The organism is Maribellus luteus, assembly GCF_003576475.1.
Taxonomy (GTDB): Bacteria; Bacteroidota; Bacteroidia; order Bacteroidales; family Prolixibacteraceae; genus Draconibacterium; species Draconibacterium luteum.
The window spans coordinates 62,262-80,510 of sequence record NZ_QWGR01000005.1 but is presented as its reverse complement, the minus strand read 5'-3'; the positions used below and the strand labels follow the sequence as shown (position 1 = coordinate 80,510).

The following is an 18,249-nucleotide window of genomic DNA, read 5'->3' as shown; positions in this document are numbered from 1 at the left end:
TCAGAAGGTAAAATTGTAGGTTAACGATGGAACAGGGACTCCAATTACCGATAATTTATACAAGGCAGTATTGGAACTTATGCCGGCACTTTTTCGGTAATAAACCGAGTACGGGTTTTTTCTTCCGTAAGCATTGTAAACCGAAAGTGTCCAGCTTCCTTTCCACATTCGTTTTCTTCTCAGGTTCTCATCAAACGTGATGGAGAGATCAAAGCGGTGATAAGGCGGCATCCGGTATTTATTCCTGTCGGAGTAGTAAACCAATGTTTGGCCTTCGTATTGGTACGAGATTTCGGGCAATGTTACCGGCCTGCCAGATACAAATACAAAATTGCCCGATACCCTCCACCGGCGGCTAATATTATAGGTCGCTACCATCGATAGATCGTGGGGTTTGTCGTAAATCGACGGGTAATATTTTCCTTTGTTGATTTGTTCTTCTTCAAACGCTCCGGTTGTTTTTCGTTTGGTTCGTGAGTAAGTATAATTCATCCAACCGGTAAGTCGGCCCTGCTTTTTGTTTAACGACAGTTCCAAGCCATAGGAAAAACCGTCAGAAGGAATCAGGTCGGTTTCCAGGTGTTTATTCATGATAATTTGTGCGCCGTTTTTGTATTCAATCAGGTTTTGAAGTTGTTTGTAATATGCTTCGGCCGAGAACAGGTAGTTCTTCAAAAAGTTGTTGTTTGAGATGCCTACGGTAAGCTGATCGTTTATGAGTGGTTCAAGGTAGTAATCGCTGGTTTTCCATATTTCGGCCGGCGAAATTACCGCACTGTTACTGATTTGGCTAATGTATTGCCGGGTACGCTGGTAACTCATTTTGAGTGAATACCCCGATGAAGTTTCGTAATTCAACGAAAGCCTGGGATCGATTCCCTGGTAGGTTTTTACTGCTTCGTTGCTGCCAAATTCCAAGGTGCCGGTAACAGTTTCGGGGGTTTTCTCTTTTCCTTCTTCGTACAAAAAAACGGTGGTAGGACCCAGGTAGGAAAACCTGCTGTAACGAATGCCCAGGTTAATGGTAACTCCCGGAAGAACCGTAAATTCGTCGCTGGCGTAAAGGGCTCCTTCAATAGCTTTTTCTGCATCTACTTTGTCGGGAACAATGATCGTGGTATCGGAGTAGGGGCTAATCTCGCCGGGGTTGTTTTTGTAATGAATCAGGTTGATTCCCGTATGTACGTTATGGTCCGGTGTCGGGTGCCATATGAGGTTGTATTTTAGTGAATTGTACCGGAATTTATTGTCGAGGTAATAGGCCTCGAAATCTTTTCCGTAGGCTAAATCGGTTAGACGAAAATAGTAGTTGCTGTGCGAGAGATCTGCTTCCCCAAAAAGGCGCTCTCCCCATTTGTTTCTTACTTCTAGATTAAATAAGGTATTTCCGTATTCATTGATTGATTCACTGCTGGTACTAAATTCGTCGTTGCTTTTGTACCCCATAAACCGGATGGAGTTGTTGTGGTCAAATTTGTAGGTGAGTTTTCCACTTACATCATAAAAATTGGTGGTACTTCTCGAAATGTCTTTGTCCGGAACCTGTTTCAAAACCCAGTCGGTATACGATAAACGGCCGCCGGCAGCCACCGTCAGCTTTTTATCTTTTGAAAGCGGTCCGTCCAAAGCCAGCCTTGAGTTAATAATTCCCAGTCCCCCGTAAACACGCAGCAGGTCTTTGTTCCCGTCTTTGAAATCCACTTCCATAACCGAGGCTACACGTTCTCCGTACCTGGCCGGAAGCCCGCCTTTGTATACCCGCATGTCTTCGACCATATCGGGATTTATCATCGACAGGAAGCCAAAAAGATGCGTGGTGTTAAACACCGGGGAGCCTTCTACCAGCACCAGGTTTTGGTCCGAATTTCCGCCGCGGACATTAAACCCCGACGAAAGTTCACCCACCGTTTGAATACCGGGCATCATTGTAATCGTTTTTATCACGTCTCTTTCTCCCATCAGCAAGGGCATATTCTTGATGTCTTTCGACGACATTTGCACCAGGCTTGTTTGCGTTCGGGATGCCGTATATTCATCCGCGACAACAGTTACCTCCTCCAGGTTATGCGATTCCTCAAAAAGCTCAAACTGAGCTTCGCCCGATTCGATCAGGTTTATTTTTTTGTCGTAGCCCTGAAAACCCATGTAGGAAATCTGAAGGGTATGTTCTCCTGTTGGCAGATCCAGTTTGAAACTTCCATCCTTTCCCGAAGAAGCTCCTTTTTCAAGTTTGCGCTCAAAAACGACTGCACCAGTCAGCGGATCGCCGGTTTTTCCATCCAGTACTTTTCCCGATATAGTAGCGGTTTTATACCTCCCGAGATTTATCGGATCGCCGATAACCAGTATTTGCCCGGTTTCATCAATACTGCGGCGGGTATCCATTCGGCGGGGAAATATCAGTATAATATTATCCTGGAATATCTCATAGGTAAGATCATGGTCGTTAAAAACGCTGTTAAGTGCGCGTATTAAAGGGTTTTTGTTAAACGTAGTGTTAAGGGAATACTGGTCAATCCATACTTCTTTGGTATAAACCTTTAATCCGTAATCTTGCTGAAGCGTTTGAATAAAGCTACTCAAAGGTACATTCCTGAAATTTCCTGAAATAGTAATTTCGTCCACATTTTGGGCGCTGGCTATTCCGGATGAAACAAGCAGCAGCAGGATCAGGAAAAGAAGCCGGGTTTTATAGGCTAAGCTCTTAGGTGTCACGTTCGTTATGGGTTATTGGTCTAATTTTAATGTCAGCTAAATCTAAACAAAATTATTTAATATAAAAATCGACAGTCAGGAATAAAATTATGCAAGCAAATGTACACAAACACTCTAGTCAAACTTGCCTCCCGGAGCAGCGTAGTATCTGTTGAAATATAAGTTTCATTCACTAAGTTTCAATTACACGGTTTACATGAAATAAAAAGGATTCAATTTTTTACATATTCAGTATTTGTAGCTTACGTCATGTAAACTAGTAATTGACAGGAGTTAATCAAAAAGGGTTTACTATCTTCTCGCTTCATTTTGTAATGAAAAGAACCTTTGTCGAACTTATCTTAACACAGCTTGTTGATACAATTTTGAGTGACCCTGGTCAAAAGAGTAAAGCGGATGAAATGATTAAGTGTAAATTCCGTCTTTCAATGTAAATCAAGATAAGTTGAATAAAACCAGAACAAGAATTGCATACACATAAAAACTCAATACAAAATTTAAACAAATGAAGACAATTTTTTTGATGCTGGCCGTTTTCTTGCTGGCTGGCTTTTCTGCCGGGGCGCAGGTAGATGCCCGCTTATTCCGGTATGCCGATGTTTCCAAAACTCACATTGCCTTTGTATATGCAGGCGATATCTGGATCGTAGCCAAAGAGGGCGGGCAGGCTACCCGGCTTAGTTCTCCTGAAGGAGAGGAAGTACTTCCCAAATTTTCGCCCGACGGAAAAACACTGGCATTTTCGGCCAACTACGACGGGTCGCGCGATATTTATACCATCCCGTTTAATGGCGGGCAACCGCAACGGGTAACCTGGCGTGGCTGTGTTATCCAGGACTGGACACCGGACGGAAGTAAAATTATTTTCTCAACCGGGCAGGAAAGCGGAAGACAACGTTTTTCGCGGCTGTTTACCATTGATAAAAACGGCGGACTTCCCGAAGTTCTGCCTCCGGCTTATGCCGAAATTGGCAGCATGTCGCCCGACGGATCACAATTGGCTTTTACCGATAAAACCCGGATCAGCCGTACCTGGAAGAGATACCGTGGCGGAATGGCCCCTGATATTTTAGTGATGAACCTCAGCGATCATTCAACCACCAATATTACGAATAGCGATAGCAACGACGAACTTCCGATGTGGAGCGGCAGTACCATTTATTACCTGTCGGACAACGGGAAGGAAAAACGCTACAACATTTGGGCTTACGATACCCAGTCAAAAACCAATGAGCAGCTAACCCGTTTTTCGGATATGGATGTGCGTTTCCCTTCCATCGGGCCCGACGACCTGATTTTTCAGGCAGGCAGTGATATGTATTTGATGGATCTGGCCACAAAAAAATACAAAAAAGTAAAAATTGAAGTGGTGACCGACCAGATGGCCACAATGCCCAAAACGGTAAAAGTGGAAAGGTATCTCCATAGTGCGGCAGTTTCGCCCGATGGCAAACGGGTGCTGGCCGAAGCAAGAGGCGAGATCTTCTCGTTACCGGCCGAAAAAGGATTTGTACTGAACCTTACCCAGAGTTCCGGCTCAGCACAACGTTACCCTGCCTGGTCGCCCGATGGCAAAACCCTTGCCTGGTGGAGCGACGAAAACGGCGAATACGAACTGGCGCTTTACGATGTTGAAACCGAAGCAGTAAAAATCATCACCAAGCTGGGGGCCGGTTTCCGTTACAGTCTGTACTGGTCGCCCGACTCCAAAAAACTGGTGTTTATTGACCAGACCATGAGCATCCAACTTTGCGATGTGGAATCTGGTGCAGTAAAAGAAATCGACAAAGCGCTTTGGATGATGGAAGGCCCCTTGCGCGGATTCTCCGTATCCTGGTCGGCCGACAGCAAATATGTAACCTGGGCACGGGGCGCTGAAAACCGTCATTCGGTTGTATGGATCTACGACGTGGAAAACAACCTGAAACGGCAAGTTACATCTGACTTCTACAGCAACACCGACCCCGCTTTTGATCCGGAAGGGAAATACCTGTATGTGCTGACCAACCGTTCGATGAATGCGGATTACAGCGATTTCGATAACTCGTGGATTTATTCCAGATCTACGCTCGTGGGGGCGATCACCTTGCAAAAGGATACGCCTTCGCCGCTGGAGCCTGAAAACGATGCGGTAGAGGTGAAAGAAGAAAAGAAAGATACCGATAAAGAGAAGGCTGAAGACAAGGACGAAGATGCCAAAGACGAGAAAAAGGACGAGGCCAAAGACGAGAAGAAAGTTACCATCGATTTCGACGGGCTGGAACAACGACTGGTGTTGCTGCCGGTGAGTGCCGGAGATTACGGTGCATTGACGGCCGCCAAAGGCAAAATCATCTACCAGAAAAGCGTGCAATCGCCCGATGGGAAAACCAAACGCCCGATTGTTTACTGGGATTTGAAAGACCGCGAAGAAAAAACAATCCTCGACGATGCCGGTGGTTTCAGCCTGGCTGCTAACGGCGAAAAAATGCTGGTGTCGAACCAGGGAAGGCTAAACGTAATTGATGTTCGCGAAAACCAGAAAGCCGATAAAAACGTGCCGTTGCAGGAAATGGAAACAACCGTTATCCCAAAAGAGGAGTGGAAACAACTGTTTACCGATGCCTGGCGCATTGAACGCGATTATTTCTACGACAAGGGAATGCACGGTGTAGACTGGAAGAAGATGAGAACGCAATACGGCGCACTGATCGAGCAGGCGTCGAGTCGTGAAGATGTAAACTTTATACTGGGTGAACTGATTGGCGAAATGAACGCATCGCATACTTACAAAGGCGGTGGCGACATGGAACAAACACCCCGGACAAGTGTGGGCTACCTCGGCATCGACTGGGGCATCAGCAACGGCGCTTACCAGGTGAAAAAGATTTTGACCGGAGCCGTTTGGGATGCAGAAGAACGTTCGCCGCTGGCAGAACCCGGAGTGGATGTGGCCGTGGGCGATTACATCCTGGAAGTAAACGGGAAAGCGATTACAACCGACCGCGAACCGGCTGCTGCTTTCCAGGGGCTGGGAGGAAAAACCGTAGTGCTGACAGTGGGGAAAACTACTGCGAAAGCCGATGCGAAAAAGATCACGGTGAAACTGATGAGCGACGAGTCGAGGCTGCGGCACCTGGAGTGGATCGAAGCCAAACGCAAACGCGTGGAAGAAGCTACCGGCGGCAAAGTGGGCTACATTTATGTACGCAGCACCGGCATTGACGGGCAAAATGAACTGGCCCGCCAGTTCTACGGACAATGGAACAAGGAAGGCCTGATCATCGACGAACGTTTTAACAGCGGTGGCCAGATTCCTGACCGCTTTATTGAATTACTAAACAGGAAGGCACTGGCATATTGGGCCGTGCGTGATGGACACGACTGGCAGTGGCCCCCTGTCGGGCATTTTGGTGCCAAAGTGATGCTGATCAACGGCTGGAGCGGATCGGGTGGCGATGCCTTCCCCGATTTCTTCCGGAAAGCAGAACTCGGCCCGCTGGTAGGTTCGCGTACCTGGGGTGGTTTGATCGGTATCAGCGGAACACCTTCGCTGGTCGACGGTGGCTCGGTAACGGCTCCTACCTTCCGGATGTATGACCCCGACGGGAAATGGTTCAGGGAAGGACACGGTGTGGATCCCGATATTCCGGAAGCAGAAGACCATGAAAAACTGGCCAACGGGGTCGACAACCAGCTCGAAAAAGCCATTGAAGTGGTAAAAGAGGAGCTCAAAAAGAACCCGGTAAAATGGCCGCAACACGAGCCGTACGAAAAAAGATAGTTGAAATAAGGTATGTAAAAATAACAGGCTGTCCGTCGTTTTGGCGGATGGCCTTTTTTGATAGTGTAAGCGCAAAGTGCTAGTCCTTTGTGGGGTCTGGTTTTTATTTTTCAGAACAAAGAATGAGGGAGTTAGAAATTACGGGGGTTGTGTAAGGGCTACCGGTGTTGGTGACAGTCCTTATCATCTGTCGTGTCAGAATGTATTTTGCTTAACATTCATCATCATCAAAGCTGTAAAAATTATAATGTCCTGTACGAAATGTATTGTCCACGCAATGGAAAGTCCTTTTGTTTCTATTGTCGCCTTACACAAGATGTAACCCAACACGCCTGACATTAAAATGCCAATAACTCCCCCCGGATTTCCGAAAAAATGTGGTAATCCGAACAATACAGCTGATAGAATCATTATGGTTAGTTTGGGATAGTGGTTGAAAAGTCCGCCAACAATGCCAAAACGGAAAATAAGCTCTTCCGCCAATGAGTTTGTCAATGAAAACAGCAGTATCAAAGGGACAAAACTCCAGTTAAAATTGCTGATACTGTTTGTGTGTTTTACTGCAAAGAACATAAATATTCCTGTCGCAATGCTTATAAATAACAGTAATTGAAGGCCATTTACTGTCCAGGAAGATTTGCCGTTTATTCCAAGCCATTTTTCTTTCTCCGCAATGGTGCCAAGTTGCCCTGCTCGTAAAAGATGTTTGCTTTCGGGGTTTAAAATCAGAATCGCTATCGTTGTTAAAATTCCAACTGTCAAAGCAAAGAGCTGATACTTTGCCAGACTATTCACAAAATTACTTGGGTGAATTTGCAGAGTAATTTTTTTCGTAAAAATCCCGGCAGTTACTAACAAAGTGGTTGAAATTCCTAAAATAAAAAGGGTATAAAACATTTTCATATCAGACTTATTTTCGGCAAAGATCTGATTGAAAAATGCTTTTTCTGTTACCATACGATAACTTATTCAACTAATGTCTTGTTGTTTGCTCTTTTCTTATTCTGCTCAAACTTTGAGGTGTTATACCAAGATATGAGGCAATGTGTTTTTGTGGTGTTCGCTGTAAAATTTTCGGTTGCCTGGTTTGTAGCTCAATGTATCTTTCCGTTGCTGTTTTTGTTAGGATATCTATTTGTTGTTTTTGTTTGTGAACAAAGAGTGCCTCGGAAGCAAACCGGCAGATTTTATCTCCGAACTCCGTGTTGCCACTCAGCTTGTGGAAATTAGCTTTGGAAATCCTAAAAAGTTCGGATGGTTCGAAAGTTACAACTTCAAGCGGTGTTGGCTGTTGATTGAGGAATGACATATAATCTCCAAAGAATTCTGCTTCATAGCATAAATCAATACACACAAAGTTGTTATTATTCCAGAGTAAAATTCCACCGCTCCCTTTTAGAATAAAGCTCAAATATTTTTCTGTTGTGTCGGTATCTTTTATGACTTGGTCTTTTGTCGTTGATATGATTTCTCCCAAGTTGGTAAAAAACTTCCATGCTTCAAGAGGGACATTGAAGTAAGGGTCGAATGCTTGTTTTATTTTTTCTTCAGTTCTCAATTTTTCTATTTGTCAGAGGTCAGTTGTTTGATGTCTGCATTCATTTTATTTTGTGTCAGTATATCCTCAAATAATTCAATATTATTACTTAATCCATAAGGACCATCTGTTGAAACAAGAATGTGTAACTTTTCAAATAACATCTTTCTCCGTTTTTCCAGAATGCTATTTATAATCTCTGATCATTGGAGAGCATTTAAACGCCACCAATGCTATTCCGTTACTAAATATGCATTTATCAATTTCAAAAGCACTTCTTTCTTTAAAGGTTTTGATAAAAAATCATCGCATCCGTGTTTTATGGCTAGTTCTTTGTCGAGTTTGGTCGAATAGGCAGTTTGTGCGATAACAGGTAAATCGGGGTATTTTGATTTTATTCGTTTGGTGGCTTCATGCCCGTTCATTACAGGCATTTTTATGTCCATTAAAACCAGATCGATGCTATTGTCATTCATACAAATATCAACGGCTTCCTTGCCGTTTTTTGCATGGATTAAATTGAATTTCGAGTTCCCTTCCAAAAGTGCTTCAATGTAAAGGTAATTTACCTCCTCATCCTCAGCGATAAGAATTTTGTATCGTTTGTTTTGTGTCTCCTCATCTTTATTCCATAACGACTTTGACACATCATGAACTCTGTTCCCGGATGGCTCGTAGGGTATTGAAACATAAAATACGGAACCACGTCCTTTCTCTGATATTATTTCTATATCTCCTCCCAATAATTTCGCATTTTCTTTAGCAATTGACAGGCCCAAACCAAGTCCGCCATATTTTCTCGACATGTCTTTTTCTTCTTGCGAGAAACGTTCAAATATTTTATCTGAATTTTCGGGAGATATACCTATTCCTGTGTCTTTTACATACAATACCACCGTTTGGTTTTCTACCCTATAGCCCATCTCAATAAATCCCTCATTCGTATATTTAATAGCATTTTCCAATAAATTACTTAATATTTTAGCCAGTTTGGATTTATCTGAGATTATCTTACTTTGATGCTGTGGAAGCCCTTTTTTTATATAAATAGGGATATCTCGCTCTTGCGATTTCACACTATATTGTGAAAACAATGCCATCAATAAGCTGTTAATACAAAATTCTTCTTTTTTGACTTTTATCTGCTTCGTTTCAAGTGACGATATTTCCAGTATGTCATCAATTATTTTTAAAAGTTGAAAACTGCTGTTCTGAACAATTTTTGAATAATTTATTCGCATCTCGTTGCTTAAATCCGGATCTTCCAGCATTTCTGCAAAACCTATTATCCCGTTCATCGGTGTACGAACTTCGTGCGACAAATTATGTAAAAACTCTGTTTTAAGCTTATTGGCCTCTTCTGCTTTCTCCTTTGCAAGTATAAGTTCTTGTTCAAATATCTTGCGCTCGGTAAAATCACGTACAACAGCTACAATTGCAGGCTTCCCATCCCATATGGTATGATTAATTGATACCTGTACGGGTAATTCTTTATTTGTGTTTATTTGAAGCGTTAACCATTCGAATACTTGTGGGGTATTGTTTAATACATTATTCCATGTTGCAGATAAGTCTCCACCTTCCTGATTGGGTGATGTTATGTCATGTATAGTATATTGTTTTATTTCGTTATCTCCAATATTATATAATTTCTTTGCGTGCTCATTTAATGATAAAATGCATCCGCTGCTATCGTGAATTATAATAGCATCACTAATGCTGTTTATAATAGTCTGAAGATTTTTTTGTGAAGCTTCAAGTTTATCAATTTTTTCTTGTAGCTCAGGATAGTAGCTTTTTCGCAGCGAATGCTCGCCCAATCCCACTATTTTGTCTCTGTATTTGCTCCAATCATTTTCCATAGTTCCAATTACAATGCTTCTGAATATATTGCTTTAAGATCATCAGCAACAGGCGATTTCGGATTTGTTGCATTACAGGGGTCTTTGATTGCTTTTGATGCCAGTTGTTGTATAATATCAGGTGTTACACCTTTATCTCTTAGGGTTGTATGGATACCTACACTTTGCTTAAAATGAATAAGATGTTCTACGAATGCCTTCTTTCTATCATTTTTGTTATTTCCATGAAAAGGCATTTTAATAGTTTCTGCAATTTTGATGTATCGTTCGCTTGCTGATTCAAAATTATAATCAACCACATGGGGCAATAAAATGGCATTGCATTCTCCATGTGGCAGGTCCAAATACCCACCTAAACTGTGTGCCAGTGCATGCACGCATCCGAGGCTTGCATTTGAAAAGGCCAAACCTGCATACAAACTGGCCAACATCACCTTGCCTCGTGCCTGTATATCGTCGGGGCGGGTAATACAGTCGTGCAGATTATTAATGATTAGTTGTATAGATTCGAGGGCATATAAATCAGTGAAAGCAGAATTTGCATTGGAAACAAAAGCCTCAAAGGCATGCGATAATGTATCCATTCCGGTACATACGGTAAGGAAGGCATCCATGCTTGTCAAAACCAGTGGGTCGATTAATGCTACATCGGGGACAACAGCTTTACTGACAATCGCAAATTTATATCGCTCTGAAGTATTGTTTATTATTGCAAACTGGGAAACATCAGCCGCAGTTCCACCCGTGGTTGGTATACAAATCAAGGGAGGCATGGGTTTGTTGATCATATCAACTCCTTCATAGTTATGAATATGTCCCAGGTTGGTGCTGACAATTCCAATGCCTTTGGCACAATCCATAACGCTCCCTCCCCCCAGTGCAAGTATTAAATTGCATTTATGTTCTTCATACTTCGTTTTACCTTCCATTACTTCGTAATCACGAGGATTGGGCGATATGGAAGAAAAAACAATATACTCAAGGGACTGTTTTTGCAGTTCTTTTTCTATTTCTGATAACCATCGCGTATTTTCGATCCCTTGATCCGTAACTAAGAGTACTTTTCGGCCGCCTAATTTTTTGCAAAAAATACCAGCCATTAGTCGTGAATCCACACCATAAATATATTCTGGGGCAACAAACTTCCTCGGGCTTAATTGGATATCTTTTGACATAGTTAGTTTTTTAGCGTGGTTAAAATAACTAATTAATGTACTACTTTTTACAAAATCGAGAAGTTCTTTCGAGAAGAAGTAAGCTCTAGTCAGTGTATGACACAACGGCAATCTTCCGATTCATGTATGAGTAGTAGCAGACTTCAACGCGTTTTTGTATTAAGTTACAAAGTAGCTAAAACAGTCCTGTTTAACCATTTAATAGTTTGGCAATGACTTGTAGTTCAGCGTTCAGAGTTGTGCCCCATGCCCTTTGCTCCGTGCAATTTATCAATTTCACAGTTTTAAAATTTGACAGTTTTCTTCAGAAAGAGTTGGCGTCGCAAGCTCGCCATGATGCCAAAAAGGATGTGTTCCGGCAGCGGACAGCAGCGGACAATTTCCAGTTACGACACCTTATGTCCGCTGCCAAACGAAAACAAAAACGGGCGTCATTGCGATTCGTCCGGCAGTAGACGGACGGAGAAGCAATCTGAAGGAGCGGTGTTGCCGTATTGCTGTGATGCCGTGTTGTTGTACTCGAGGCTCGCAGCTTGTAGTTCAGAGTTTAGTGTTCAAAGTTCAGAGTTGCGCTCCATGCTCTTTGCAATTTAACCATTTAACAGTTTTACAATTTAGCACAGCTCGCAGCTTTTCTTTGTCCCCATTTTCGAGGGGGACGAGGAATTCCGTGGCATCGCCACCGGGATGACGGAGGGGGTGAGGTAGTAGCGGTGTTGCAGTGATGCCGTATTGCGGTGATGCCGTGTTGTTGTACTCGCAGCTCATGGCTCACAGCTCGAAGCTTGTCGTTCAGAGTTCAAAGTTTTACTAGTGGCTCGTGGCTCGTAGCTCACAGCTCATTTACTCTAAACTCATGAAGAGCGAAATGCCCGAAACGGCGGCGTTGTTAATGCCAATCACGCAAATGTCGTGGGTTTGCGGGTTGACGGCCAGGTACGATTGAAATCCAAAGGTTTGTCCGCCATGCCCAACGGTTTCGTCAACAAGCATGGTGCCGAGCGCATATTTTACGGCGTCTGATTGGGTGCTCATGCTGTGAACGCCCGTCGAAATCTGCTGCCGAAAAGTAGCCGGGTTCTTATAGAATTTTCCCTGGCTCCAGAACAGCAGAAACTTGCGAAGGTCGTACACATCCGAAATGATCTCTCCGGCGCTTCCGGCCAGCGAATAAGGTATCTGCGTGGTTTTATCTCCGTAGTAGCCGGTCATGAGCCGCCGGTGGTTCTCTGGCGATATTTCCGATCCGAAGAAGGTATTTTCCATCCCGGCTTTTTCCAGGATATTTTTTCGGATGTAGGTTTTCCAGGGCATTTCAGAAAGCTTCGAAACAATATCGCCCAAAATAATGTAGTTGGTGTTGGAGTATTTAAACCTGTCGCCGGGGACGAAATGGGCATCGCCATGACCGGCCGACAAATGGATCAGCTCGTCGAAAGTGTACTCTTTTTTCCGGCTGAAAACCTCGAGCGCTTCCTCGTCGGAGTCGTAAATATTCAGGTAATCGATAAAGCCGGAGGTGTGGTTTAAGAGCATTTCAACCGTCACTTTGTCCCAGTAGTTTTGCCCCTCGTAATTGGCAAGCGCCTGTATCTCGCCGTCGGGATACAGGGTATTGAGCGTAGTTTGCAACGACAACTTGTTTTCTTCAATCAACTGAAAAACAGCGATGGCCGTGAATATTTTGCTGGCGCTCCCGATTTCAAAAAGATGGCTTTCGGTTACCGGTGTTTTTTGGGCAGCATTGGCATAGCCCGCGGTATGTGTGAAAATGCTGTCGTTTCGTGTTGTCAGCACCAGAATGCCCGCGTGGTTGTGGGCTTTTGAATAGGCCTCGATCTTCTCTTTCGGCGACTTCCCCGAAGTATTTTCCCGGGGGTACCCGGCAAAGGGAATCAGACAAAGTGTTATGAAGAGCAGCTTTTTCAGCTTGTTTTTTAACTGGTTCATCGGTTTAAAATGGTTTTATGGTTGATTCCCGTTCAAGGCCGGTTCAAACGAATAGCGGTTTTGTTAATTCTCTTTTGGCGACCGGCTGACCGGCATTTTCCGGTAAATATATCATCAATTGTTATTGCGCGCTATTTTCACTGTCTGCCGGAAGGGGAGTGTCCGCCGGGAAAATTTGCTCGGTTGGGCGGGGCAGGTCTTTGGGTGGCAGTTGTTTCTGAAATTCTTTGTGCAGAAAGTAGGTGCATATGCCCACAACCACTACGGCTCCGCTTATTGCCAGAGCCAGGTTGGTCGGTCCGCCATAGGCTTCCGTTAAGGTTTCGTCCATCGATGCTTCAAGATCTATAAAATGGCGCGCTATGTACCCGCTTAAATTGGCCGATGCATGAATAACAATGGCAAGCGACAAACTCCTGGTTTTGTAATACACCCATCCCGAAAAAATTCCGATGATGAATCCGGTAACAAACTGCCAGGGATTTAGATGAACCAAGCCGAAGAGCAAACTGGAAATCAGTATGGATTTGGTGGGGGAGTATTGTTTCAGCAAGCCATCCAGAATAATTCCCCGGAAGATTAGTTCTTCCAGTACCGGCGCCGCAATCACCATTAAAACAAAGGCAAAAAACCCGGTTTGACTGCCAAAATCCATAAATGCTTTTTCAAGACTTTCGGGCATGGGAATTAGGCTGCTAATGGGCGAGATGACTCCAAAAAGCAAAGCGATGGTGCCAATTACCACCCACGGGATGGTTCGTTTATTTTCGATACCCAGGTTGAACGAACAGCGGCTTGTTTTACTTTTTCGGATGGAGGAGACAAGCCAGAAAGACAAGCCTAGAGCTAAAATGTAGTAGACGAGCATGGAAGCTTCCTCGCCGATCAGTTCGTTTAGCAGCAATAATACCGGGCTGAATACGAGGGTGGCGAGCACTACTATGCCTGTGATGCCAAAGCTTTGGGCGATGTTGGGGTAATGGGCGGCGGTTGATTTGGTCATGGTTGAATATTACTGATTTATGATGCAGCGGAAAGGCAATATTGGGTACAAGCTGTAGTTTTTAGTCTTCAAATAATTTTCCTATTTCATAGTTGGCACCCGCTTCAGTACTCAATCCTTCCTTGATAATAATTCCTTCGGGGTTGATTAGAAAATTGCGGGGGATGTACCGGATGTCGTAGCGCAAAAAGGCTTCGTTTTGCCAGCCGTTTAAATCCGAAATGTTTTGCCAGGGAACTGAATCTGCGGCAATGGCGCCGGTCCATCTTTGTTTTACATGGTCGCCCGATACGGCCAGAATTTCAAAGCCTTTGAAATGGTATTGTGTATAGATTCTTTTCATCCATTTAAAATCGGCCCGGCAAGCGCCGCACGACGAAGACCAAAAATCGAGCAGCACATATTTTCCCCTGTAGTCCGAAAGTTTTAGGGTATCGCCTGCGGGAGTTAGCTGTACAATCTCGGGCGCCACATCTCCCACCCGGGGAGGTTCGGGCAACTCGGCGAATTTCTTGATTGCCACTGCCTGTTTTAGGGCTTTTAAGTTTTCGGGTAAGCTGTTATAAACCTTCGCGATTTGTGTTTTATTTAAATGCCTGGGGTTAAGAAAACACTCGCTGTGCAGCGAATACAGCGTGACATACGAGTCGGGGTGTTTCAGCAGAAAGTCAACAATACTGTCGCTTAAACCGGTTTCAAGCGCTTCTATTCTGATGGTATCCTGTTTCTTCCCGGCGTCTGTTTTAAAATGAATCTGTTCTTTTAATTCATTGATCTGTTTGGTGGCAGTTGCGATGAGTGAGTTGTAGTTCTCAAACTCGGTTTGCGCGGCAGACCCTTCTATTTTGAGGCTTTTTAAAAACTCATATTTCCCGCTTATTTTAATTTCAGCCGGCTCCAGCCAAACCACCTTTCTGTCTCTGAAATCGTATTGATTCCGTTGGTTATGGAGGTAGAATTTTTGGGGATGATCCAGCTGAAATTTGTAATCGATCGCGCCGTTAAGCACCCGGACGGTATCCGATACGACTCTGCTTTCCCAGTCTGCCAAGTAAAGAGTTGCCGTGTCGGGGGCGTCTTCCAGCACGCCGCTTAAATGACACGTTTTTTGATCGTTGTTACACGAAACAAGCAAAAACAGAAGAAGAAATAAGCTTAGTTGTGTTTTCATTGGTTCTTGTTTTTATGGGTTGGTAACGCTTTACTGGTGCAGATTTGTTCTTTTTATGATGCAGCTAGTTCCTCAAGTGTTAAGCTGAATTCTTTGGCGTATTCGTCGAGTACTTTCTTTACTTTTTTGAGGTAGCTTTTTTCCGAGCCCCAGTCCCAGTTCTGGGGGCCTCTGCCTCCGGCACTGCCCATCACATCAATCAGTAAATAGGCTGCCTCTCTTTTGGCGATGATCATATTCAGTTGTGTGGAACCGTTTCGCATGTAGTAAGCTTCTGAGGCTAAAACCGACATATCAGGGCTATGGTTTTCATAATCAAAAGGCAGGAATTCGATCAAGTAATTTACTGTTTTATCCAGGTCGTCAGTCGAGAGCTTGTATTTTGCGGTATTCATGGTGTGGGTTAGATTGTGTTTTAATGTTTTGTTGAACGGTGATAATATGGGGCGTTTGGCATTTCAAAGCTTTTAATTATCAAACCGCTATATATTTTATTAAATGTTACCATGCTCAAATTTAGCATTATCCGCCAAATGACCTATGTTTATTGTTATGGGCTGGTAATTATTTCAATCGCTTTTTCTAATACTTCATCTCTATCTTCCTTTACTCCTTTTATAGTTGGTCGTACTATAATATCAGGAATAATCCCAATACCCTGTGTTTCTCTACCGTCAGGATAATAAACACCTGCAATTGTGAATTTCACCAAAACTCCACCAGGCATTTTAAGAGATATTACTCCACCGTCTGCTCCTGCAGTTGTACTACCAATAATAATTGTGTTTTTAGCAATTCCGTATTTCATTGCCATAAACTCTGCATGACTTTGTGTAATCTCATTTACTAATATTATTTTTTCCCTTTGATAAGCATTTGGATTTTCTGAACCTACAGTAGTTTCCCCCATATATTTGAATAATCCAGGGAATTTAGAATCTCCCATAGTAAACTTAACAAAGACATTAGGCTCCGAGTATAATTGAAGGTAATCCCAATACCCCTTAACTTTATCATATGAAGGATAACATCTTAGGTCAATTATTAATCCTTTAGTCTGAATATCTTGAGGTACTTCTCCTCCCTGAGTACTTCCTAAATACAAATAACCAATACTATCATTAATTATTTTGAAAAGCTTATCATCTCTATTAAATTTTGAGGGGATTTTTACTTGGCTCAAGTTGTAACATGACAATTCGGTTTTTGAATGTTTTCCCTCATTAAGAAATTCTACTTCTAATTTTTTCTTGTTTGTTCTTAATATTAAATCTGCAATTTTGCGCAATCGTGCTGTATAATTTGAACCAGGAATATATTTTATTTTTTCATCTACGATATTATTTATAAGATTTTTGTTTATCGAGATAATAACATCTCCAACTTGAATAGAATTATTTGTATTAATTGTGTCAATTACTTCGTAAACATCTGTTACAACAAGTTTTCCTTCAATAAACGATACTTCATAAGGTGCTATTCTATTTCCTTTCCATTTTTCAATTGTGCTGTCCCATTCAATCCTAGCATGAGTATCGTTAAGTTTTGTAACCAGTTCTAATATAACCAACTTATATTCAAGTTCATTTTCTGCCTCAATAAATTTAGGGATGAAATCTTTAAGAACTTTATGCCAATTTTCATCAATCAAATATTTGTAAGGATAATAATACTGAATTACATTCCAGAACCGAAATAAAGCAAGAAGACGATATTCTGTTACTGGATATAATGGTTTGTTATACTCTGCTTCGCCACTTATAGTCATACCAGAATATTGGATATACTTGTCATATTTAAAATCCCTTTTTGCTGTCTTAATTTTTTCGAGTTGGTTAGAAAGAGTTCCTAATTCTTTTTTATCTTCAATCCAGTCCAAATCAGGGTATATTCTAATACTGTCAGGATTAAATTTTGGTAATGAATCTTGCTCAAACTCTTCCAATAATGTTACCCATTCAGTTAATAATCTGTTTCTTTCATTTTTGTTTTTGGATTTTAAAACTTTGGGTATCATTTTTATCAGTTCATCATCCCAGTTATATTTTCCTTCTATCACCGAAGGATGATAGTATTTTACATATCCCCAGACTTTGCATAAAACAGCTAAATCTGAAATGTTTTTTGAAGAATAATTGCTTATTCCAGCTATCTGTTTGTATTCATTTTGTTTTTGTATATAGAAAAATCCAAATGACATTAATAAACCAAGAATGAAAATAATGGAGATAACATATTTTATCTTTTTTCTCATTTTTAGTTTTTTTCTGGTCTTTTAATCATTATAGAATCAATAAAGCTTAATCAGTAACGTATGTAGTTTTTTACTTGCCCATAACTAGCGCATAACATTACTAGTCATGTTATTTTCATTATCTCATTTTTTAAGGTAATGTTATACCTCCAATAGGGTGGAATAACATCATCTATTATGTTGAATCGCTAAAATTTCTGAAATCCGAAGCCGTAACTTAAGCGTGATTTCTTGTTGGTGATATTCGCGTATTCAAGGCCTTTTTTTTAAAGGTGTTCTAAAAATAAACATAAAAGCGAATCCCGCTACCGGGGAAACGTATGTTTTAGGTCAGGGTTTTGTGTTTAGAGTTCAAAGTTCAGAGTTCAGTGTGGCCGTGTTGCCGTATTGCAGTGATGCTGTTCTTCTGTGTTTTGCTTGTAGCTCGCAACTCGCAGTTTAAAGTTCAGAGTTCAAAGTTCAGTGTCGTACTTTTTGCTCCATGCTTTTTCCAATTTGACAATTTAGCACAGCTCACAGCGCTTCCCATTTGTCCCCATTTTAAGGGGGACGAGGAATTCCGGAGGCTTTGACGGCGGAATGACGGAGGGGGTGAGGCAGTAGCGGTGTTGCAGTGCAGGCGTATTGCCGTGATACCGTGCTGTTGTACTCGCAGCTCATGGCTCACAGCTCGCAGCTTTTAGTTCAGAGTTCAGTGTTTACTCGTTGCTCGTAGCTCACGACTCAAAGCTTCTTCTGCAATTTAACAGTTTTCCAATTTTCCAATCGCCCTAAGCTTGGGGCTTGTGTCTTGCAGCTTATTTCTGCATTCAGTCCATC

General features: G+C 42.4%; 11 protein-coding genes. 1 reads left to right on the top strand and 10 read right to left on the bottom strand.

The genetic code is table 11. From position 1 onward, the window contains the following. Positions 1–2,715 carry a TonB-dependent receptor gene (locus D1614_RS10575; RefSeq protein ID WP_119437902.1) on the bottom strand — a complete coding sequence of 905 codons (2,715 nt, stop codon included), beginning with the start codon at positions 2,713–2,715 and terminating at the stop codon, positions 1–3. A 505-nt stretch (positions 2,716–3,220) separates the two neighbouring features. Between D1614_RS10575 and D1614_RS10570 the strand changes: the two genes are divergently transcribed. Continuing rightward, on the top strand, positions 3,221–6,478 hold the full coding sequence (locus D1614_RS10570) for a S41 family peptidase (protein ID WP_119437901.1): 3,258 nt from the start codon (positions 3,221–3,223) through the stop codon (positions 6,476–6,478). Positions 6,479–6,673: 195 nt separating this feature from the next. On the opposite strand, the gene D1614_RS10565 is transcribed toward D1614_RS10570, so the two are convergent. The 9 genes from D1614_RS10565 to D1614_RS10520 all read right to left on the bottom strand — a co-directional run bounded on the left by D1614_RS10565 (position 6,674) and on the right by D1614_RS10520 (position 17,430). After that, positions 6,674–7,435 (bottom strand): CPBP family intramembrane glutamic endopeptidase, encoded by a 762-nt coding sequence (locus tag D1614_RS10565; protein WP_119437900.1) that lies wholly within the window; start codon positions 7,433–7,435, stop codon positions 6,674–6,676. Between the two features lie 16 nt (positions 7,436–7,451). Next, entirely contained in the window at positions 7,452–8,036 is a 585-nt protein-coding gene (locus D1614_RS10560; RefSeq protein WP_119437899.1) for a Crp/Fnr family transcriptional regulator, read from the bottom strand. Between the two features lie 212 nt (positions 8,037–8,248). Further along, complete coding sequence (locus D1614_RS10555; RefSeq protein ID WP_119437898.1) at positions 8,249–9,877, bottom strand: PAS domain-containing hybrid sensor histidine kinase/response regulator; 1,629 nt, start codon at positions 9,875–9,877, stop codon at positions 8,249–8,251. 8 nt (positions 9,878–9,885) lie between these two features. Then, the gene (gene ercA, locus D1614_RS10550; protein WP_119437897.1) at positions 9,886–11,052 is read right to left on the bottom strand and encodes an alcohol dehydrogenase-like regulatory protein ErcA; all 1,167 of its coding nucleotides are present in this window, start codon (positions 11,050–11,052) and stop codon (positions 9,886–9,888) included. Between the two features lie 843 nt (positions 11,053–11,895). Continuing rightward, positions 11,896–13,002: a serine hydrolase domain-containing protein gene (locus D1614_RS10540; RefSeq protein ID WP_119437895.1), complete on the bottom strand. Its 1,107-nt coding sequence runs from the start codon at positions 13,000–13,002 to the stop codon at positions 11,896–11,898. Positions 13,003–13,123: 121 nt separating this feature from the next. Then, on the bottom strand, positions 13,124–14,005 hold the full coding sequence (locus D1614_RS10535; RefSeq protein ID WP_119437894.1) for a CPBP family intramembrane glutamic endopeptidase: 882 nt from the start codon (positions 14,003–14,005) through the stop codon (positions 13,124–13,126). Positions 14,006–14,066: 61 nt separating this feature from the next. After that, positions 14,067–15,176 (bottom strand): TlpA disulfide reductase family protein, encoded by a 1,110-nt coding sequence (locus D1614_RS10530; protein ID WP_119437893.1) that lies wholly within the window; start codon positions 15,174–15,176, stop codon positions 14,067–14,069. Between the two features lie 53 nt (positions 15,177–15,229). Continuing rightward, positions 15,230–15,571, bottom strand: a complete 342-nt coding sequence (locus tag D1614_RS10525; protein ID WP_119437892.1) for a DUF6054 family protein — start codon at positions 15,569–15,571, stop codon at positions 15,230–15,232. A 155-nt stretch (positions 15,572–15,726) separates the two neighbouring features. Then, on the bottom strand, positions 15,727–17,430 hold the full coding sequence (locus D1614_RS10520) for a S41 family peptidase (protein ID WP_119437891.1): 1,704 nt from the start codon (positions 17,428–17,430) through the stop codon (positions 15,727–15,729). Between the last annotated feature and the right edge of the window lie 819 nt (positions 17,431–18,249).

What these genes read in the sequence shown, in the direction of transcription:
- D1614_RS10570 (WP_119437901.1), top strand. Translation starts at nt 3,221, where the DNA reads ATGAAGACAATTTTTTTGATGCTGGCCGTTTTCTTGCTGGCTGGCTTT.
- D1614_RS10565 (WP_119437900.1), bottom strand. Translation starts at nt 7,435, where the DNA reads ATGGTAACAGAAAAAGCATTTTTCAATCAGATCTTTGCCGAAAATAAG.
- D1614_RS10555 (WP_119437898.1), bottom strand. Translation starts at nt 9,877, where the DNA reads ATGGAAAATGATTGGAGCAAATACAGAGACAAAATAGTGGGATTGGGC.
- ercA (WP_119437897.1), bottom strand. Translation starts at nt 11,052, where the DNA reads ATGTCAAAAGATATCCAATTAAGCCCGAGGAAGTTTGTTGCCCCAGAA.
- D1614_RS10540 (WP_119437895.1), bottom strand. Translation starts at nt 13,002, where the DNA reads ATGAACCAGTTAAAAAACAAGCTGAAAAAGCTGCTCTTCATAACACTT.
- D1614_RS10535 (WP_119437894.1), bottom strand. Translation starts at nt 14,005, where the DNA reads ATGACCAAATCAACCGCCGCCCATTACCCCAACATCGCCCAAAGCTTT.
- D1614_RS10530 (WP_119437893.1), bottom strand. Translation starts at nt 15,176, where the DNA reads ATGAAAACACAACTAAGCTTATTTCTTCTTCTGTTTTTGCTTGTTTCG.
- D1614_RS10525 (WP_119437892.1), bottom strand. Translation starts at nt 15,571, where the DNA reads ATGAATACCGCAAAATACAAGCTCTCGACTGACGACCTGGATAAAACA.
- D1614_RS10520 (WP_119437891.1), bottom strand. Translation starts at nt 17,430, where the DNA reads ATGAGAAAAAAGATAAAATATGTTATCTCCATTATTTTCATTCTTGGT.